This window comes from Nostoc sp. (genome assembly GCF_035638895.1).
Lineage (GTDB): Bacteria > Cyanobacteriota > Cyanobacteriia > Cyanobacteriales > Nostocaceae > Nostoc.
In genome coordinates this window covers 1-5071 of the sequence record NZ_DASQZC010000705.1, presented here as the reverse complement: position 1 = coordinate 5071, position 5071 = coordinate 1, and the positions used below count along the sequence as shown (strand labels likewise).

Below are 5071 nucleotides of genomic sequence, written 5' to 3'. Positions count from 1 at the left end.
GTTTGGCGTGTTAGAGTTTGGGCGTCCTGAGTTTATCCCTATTCTACTGTCTGGTCGGCTAAGGCCTAAAGTTACTCGTTTCATAATCCAGTACAAACCAGCAAGTACCACAAAGGTGATAGCAATAATCACTAGGGGCTGTTTTCCGAAAATTTCTTCTACCCCTTTGGTTAATATGGCATCGGGTTGAGTAATAAAATCCCAACTGTTGAAACGCAAAAATCGTCCCCAATAAACACCAACCGCACAGAGAAAATGGGTAATCAACTCAACGCGCCAAATCCATTGGCTTTTGCCAATACGATGTAAGTAGTAACCCCAATTAATTAACGATATTACATAAGCTTCAAATCCACTAAGAATTACTAATAAATACAAAGGAATGAGTACTAAAGTAATCATCCAAACTGATTGAATCGTGCGGATATCATCTATCAAGTGAATTACATCGGTCAATAAATATGGTGCATTAGGTAAGAAAGCATAGAAAACTAAGAATCCTAGCCACCAAAGCCAAGAGCTACCACGCCTAAACCGAAATAGCCATACACTCAAAGCTAAAGGTATAAAAGCCAGAAATAAATTCCAAGTCATCCAACTCATATTAATTCGCAAGACCTGCACAACTCTGGCTATCAATTCTTCTTTCATAGGTGCTAATTTAGAATATGTTTGATTGATCTAAATTCACTCTGTAGTGTTAGTGTTAACCTTAGTGATTGACTGATAAAATCTTTTTACTCCCTAAGAAATTTATTTACTCCAAGACCAGACAAGGCTTTTGTGTCACTTATAATGAAATGCACAGTTATATGTGTGGAATTTAGAGTTTCTATGTCTTTCATACTGGGGGATGAAATTTCTCAATCAAGTGAAATCACTAGTATAGCCAGAAAATCATTAAAGTAAAATCTACGACACAAAGAAAGTCTGAGCGGCAAAAATGCTGTTGAAAACCTTCCTGTGGACTTTTTTTATGGGAATGTTGCCCCTGTCCTAACTTTTATATTGATTTAATTTTGCCCCGTTAGAGTTCCAGAAGCATCCTAAAGTTTTTGCCAAGAGTGTAAAATACTTGTGCCCCATCAGATAGATGATTCTGGCTGGCTACAGTATTTATTCATCTGATTGACTAATGTATCCGACTGCTTGCCAAGTGTTGTAGCTGTTGTCAGTGCTGAGTCAATTTCATCTCTTGCCTTTTGGATTTTTTCTCTACCAGATGCCGAGGCATCTGCTGTTTTGGTCGCACCAAGCGCCTTACCGGCAATGGCTACCGCTTGACTAATATTTTGAAAAATCTTGACAAAACCGCTTTGAAATTCTTTCAGCTTAGGATCTTTTAAATTCAGTTCTCTAATCGATTTAGTCACAAATTCTAAATCTTTAGATAACTGTATGGTGGTAATCACTTGCGTTCCTTTATTTTTATCAATCAGAGAAGTTCCGGCATCCACAACTCGAATCAGTCGCTGACACTGGGAAACTTTATTTTCATTGCAACTAGTAATGAATAAAGCGATGCTTAGGCTAAGAGAAGCAAAAACAGTATATTTATGTGAAACAGACATTAACACCCCAACAACAATAAGACCGAGAATAAGTATCCAAATATTACGAGAAAATAAGGCAGGGAGGCGAGGCTATTGAGGAAAGATAGTTATTCAGTAATTCTTTTCTCCCCCTGCCCCCTGCCCCTCTTCTCCCCCTCATCTGGAATTACCAACCTATTGGCAAACCCAACTGGTCTAAAGTAGCACCATCTTGCAAAAGTGGCTGAATATTGCTGTCTATTTGAATGCGACCATTAGACAGTACTAAAGCACGTTGAGTAACTCTGCCTAACCAATTTAGGTCATGAGAAGCAATTAATATCACCTGTACAGGTAACTTTAACAACACTTGCGCTAAATGTCGCCGCCATGCTGGATCAAGACCGTTAGTCGGCTCATCCAAAATTAAAATTGTCGGGTCTAGGGCTAAAATTGAGGCTAGGGCCGCCAGGCGTCTTTGCCCACCAGAGAGTTCGTGGGCGGAACGATTGGCGTAGGCTTCGAGGCCAAAATCAGCTAATAACTGCCGGGCGCGATCGCAAGCCAAGGCTGGTGACATTCCATAGTTGCGTGGCCCAAAGGTGATATCTTCCAAGATGGTCGGCATAAATAGTTGGTCGTTGGCATCTTGGAAGCTAAAGCCGATTTGACGACGTACTTGGGGTAGAGTTTTCGGTTCTACTAGGATGCCATTAATCGTAATTTTGCCACTTTGCGGTTCTTTTAAGCCGATTAGGTTCTCTAGCAAGGTGCTTTTTCCAGAACCAGTTGCTCCCATCAACGCTACGCGATCGCCTGGATTTAACGTAAAAGAAATTTCTTGCAATACTGGCTCTTGGCGAGAATAGGCATACGCCAAGTTCTCAACCTCAACTACGGCTGCGTTGGGGTTATGGGTTGATGATTGGGGATTAGAAGTTAAAGATTTCAAGATTCACAAACTCAATATTTACAACTTCGCTAAATTCTGTAAGAAGCAAAAGTTACACAACCAGCGATCGCGCAAGCTGCTAGTATGGCAAAACGCTCTTTTGGTCTGAGGGGAGAATCTATGGGCAATTGCCCGTTGTAACCACGAGTTACCATTGCTGCATAGACTCGTTCTGCCCTGTCTAGACTACGGAGATACAAGGCTCCAATCATGGCAGCACTGGCGTAGCGCAGCCATGCCGTAGTTCCATTCAAACCGCGTAATTGAGCGCTACGCTGCATCCTCGTCACTTCGGAGAGCAAAATTTCCATATATTGCCCTGCTAATAACAAGTTTTCTTTTAAAGGTGCTGGTACAGGTAAACCTTTAAGGGCGATACCGAAACTGTGGGGCGGTAAGGTTAACAAAAAACTATTCATAGTAACCAAACAAATCAGAGAACGAACTAGCAAAAAACTGGCTCGTTCCCATCCCAAGGGCAATGCCAGCAATGACAAAAAAATCAATTCTGTACCGAGTAATCCTCCCAAGCGGCGAATGGGTACGCGCAACAGCCAAGCCCACAAAAGTGCGATCGCGCCATATACACCTAAGCAATACCAAGCATAATGCTTTAATAAAGCTGCTCCCACTACAATCACTAGTGACAGTTGCAAACGTAACGGTAAGGAAAATTTAAGCATTCTTCGCTTTCACTACCTTGGCAATTCCAAAGGCAACAGCAAAGCAAACCGCAGCTCCTACAAGCCCAGCGATACTTGTGCCAATTGACCCTAAACCTTCAATACCATAGTCAGCTAAGGGAGTCGGGACAATTACCCGTACTTTACTGGCTAAATCGATGAAGCCCGTGTTTTCGGCAACTTTCTCCAAACCATCAGGCCATGCTGAGGCAAAGAGTGACAGCACTCCCGCAATCAAAAAGATGGTGACAATCGGTACAGACCAACCGCGAAACTCCTGCTGTTCCCCTGGTAACAAATCTGGTCTGGCTGTGGCTAAATAAGTCAGCACACCCCCAGTAATTATGCCTTCGCCAATGCCAATCAGAATATGGACACCAGTCATAGCTGGTAAAACTATGGCTACGGGTGCAGTTCCTGAAAGGGCTAATTGAATGGCACAAGCAATAGCAGCTACCACTACACTTACCCCACCTGCAATGCCAGCAGCTAAAGGTAAGCGCCCTTTAGATCCCCCAAACAGGCGCTGCAAGGTTTGAGTTAAAACCCAGCCAACCCAAACACCAACAACTCCCATGTTCAAAATATTCGCTCCCAAGGCTGTAATGCCACCATCAGCAAACAGCACAGCTTGAATAATTAAAACTGTGGCGATACACAACGTTCCTGCCCACGGACTGCCCAAAACGATCGCAGCTAAGGTTCCCCCCAACAAGTGACCACTAGTACCCCCTGCTACCGGAAAATTGATCATCTGGGCAGCAAAAATGAAGGCGGTAGTTAGCCCCAGTATGGGCGCACGACGGATACCAAAAGCCTCCTGCGATCGCTCGAAGGCAATAAAGAGTGCTGCTACACTCGCTAAACCAGTAGCCCCTGCCACTGGAAGAGAAACAAATCCATCAGGAATATGCATGATCTACCCTGTACAATAGACGTTTATTTACTTAATACAAGCAATAAAACAAAGGCATTAAATTAATAACAAACAAAATTATCACCTTTTTTGCAATGCCCTCTTGGGGGATTTTATGCTGTTACTTCCGAGATATTTACTATTCAATGGCTGCTAAATAGTATAATTGTTTCCTATTTTATTAATTTTGTTAACTTTATTTTTATATATATCGCTAAATGTTGATAAATTCTTAAAAAAGTCGAAAAAGCTTGACTTTAATGAGGTAACGTGCATTTAATTCGCAGATTTTTAATCGCCAAAAGTCTGGCTAAAATTGCCTTTTTTCTCTACTAGAGGCTATGCGAACATTTTGAATTGCTTTGCTGTTCTTACGGTTGAGATATATTTATCAGAGCAGTTTTTATTTAAAGCACATCTATGGTAGGGACACAGCATTGCAGTACCCAAAAGCGCGAGTTTATTTGCTAAATTGTCTTGATATTTATCTGGAATCAAAAAGAATTCCGAAGTCAGAGTTCAGGATTCAGAATGCAATTAGCTCTTGACTCGGATTTACCACTTTCTTGTTTACTACCAATTTTAAGATTTGGTGAACTAGTGCTTAGTAAGTAAGTGCAAATAAATTAAAAAATCATGTAGTTAGGCTAACAAACTGGATATTTTATGGGGTGCGTTACAATCTCCGTAACTTACCCTACAGCTACTATTTCTCACAGATGATTTTGGATTGGTACATTAGACCTACTAATACTCAGGAGTCCTCACATACCCTAGATAAACAGTATATTTGCTGACTTACTTAACTAATGGTACAGTATTGTTTTTATAAAAAACATTTTATGTTTCATAAGCATACTATAAAACCGAGTGGTTAAATGTAAAGTTTAGATGAAGTTTAGGAAAATATTTTGAATTGAGGCGCGGAAATTACTAAACTTTTCAAAACAGCTAACTGCAATAAAAGTATTCATCAATTAACTAACCA

Annotated in this window: 5 protein-coding genes; all 5 read right to left on the bottom strand. The window is 41.0% G+C overall.

What is annotated here, in order from left to right; genetic code table 11:
* Window positions 1–651 (bottom strand): DUF1361 domain-containing protein (locus tag VE944_RS33530; RefSeq protein WP_324987980.1); only part of this gene is annotated, 651 nt, incomplete at its 3' end.
* A 434-nt stretch (window positions 652–1085) separates the two neighbouring features.
* The gene (locus VE944_RS33525) at window positions 1086–1571 is read right to left on the bottom strand and encodes a hypothetical protein (RefSeq protein ID WP_324987977.1); all 486 of its coding nucleotides are present in this window, start codon (window positions 1569–1571) and stop codon (window positions 1086–1088) included.
* Between the two features lie 148 nt (window positions 1572–1719).
* A complete protein-coding gene (locus VE944_RS33520; RefSeq protein WP_324987974.1) occupies window positions 1720–2484 on the bottom strand; it encodes an energy-coupling factor ABC transporter ATP-binding protein in 765 nt (254 codons plus the stop codon).
* A gap of 29 nt (window positions 2485–2513) precedes the next feature.
* On the bottom strand, window positions 2514–3167 hold the full coding sequence (locus VE944_RS33515; protein WP_324987972.1) for an energy-coupling factor transporter transmembrane component T family protein: 654 nt from the start codon (window positions 3165–3167) through the stop codon (window positions 2514–2516).
* On the bottom strand, window positions 3160–4083 hold the full coding sequence (locus VE944_RS33510; RefSeq protein WP_324987969.1) for an energy-coupling factor ABC transporter permease: 924 nt from the start codon (window positions 4081–4083) through the stop codon (window positions 3160–3162). Before VE944_RS33510 ends, VE944_RS33515 begins: the two co-directional genes overlap by 8 nt.
* Window positions 4084–5071 lie beyond the last annotated feature (988 nt).

Bases quoted from the DNA above. Each gene is read 5' to 3' on its own strand.
- VE944_RS33510 (WP_324987969.1), bottom strand. From the start codon at position 4,083: ATGCATATTCCTGATGGATTTGTTTCTCTTCCAGTGGCAGGGGCTACT.
- VE944_RS33525 (WP_324987977.1), bottom strand. From the start codon at position 1,571: ATGTCTGTTTCACATAAATATACTGTTTTTGCTTCTCTTAGCCTAAGC.
- VE944_RS33515 (WP_324987972.1), bottom strand. From the start codon at position 3,167: ATGCTTAAATTTTCCTTACCGTTACGTTTGCAACTGTCACTAGTGATT.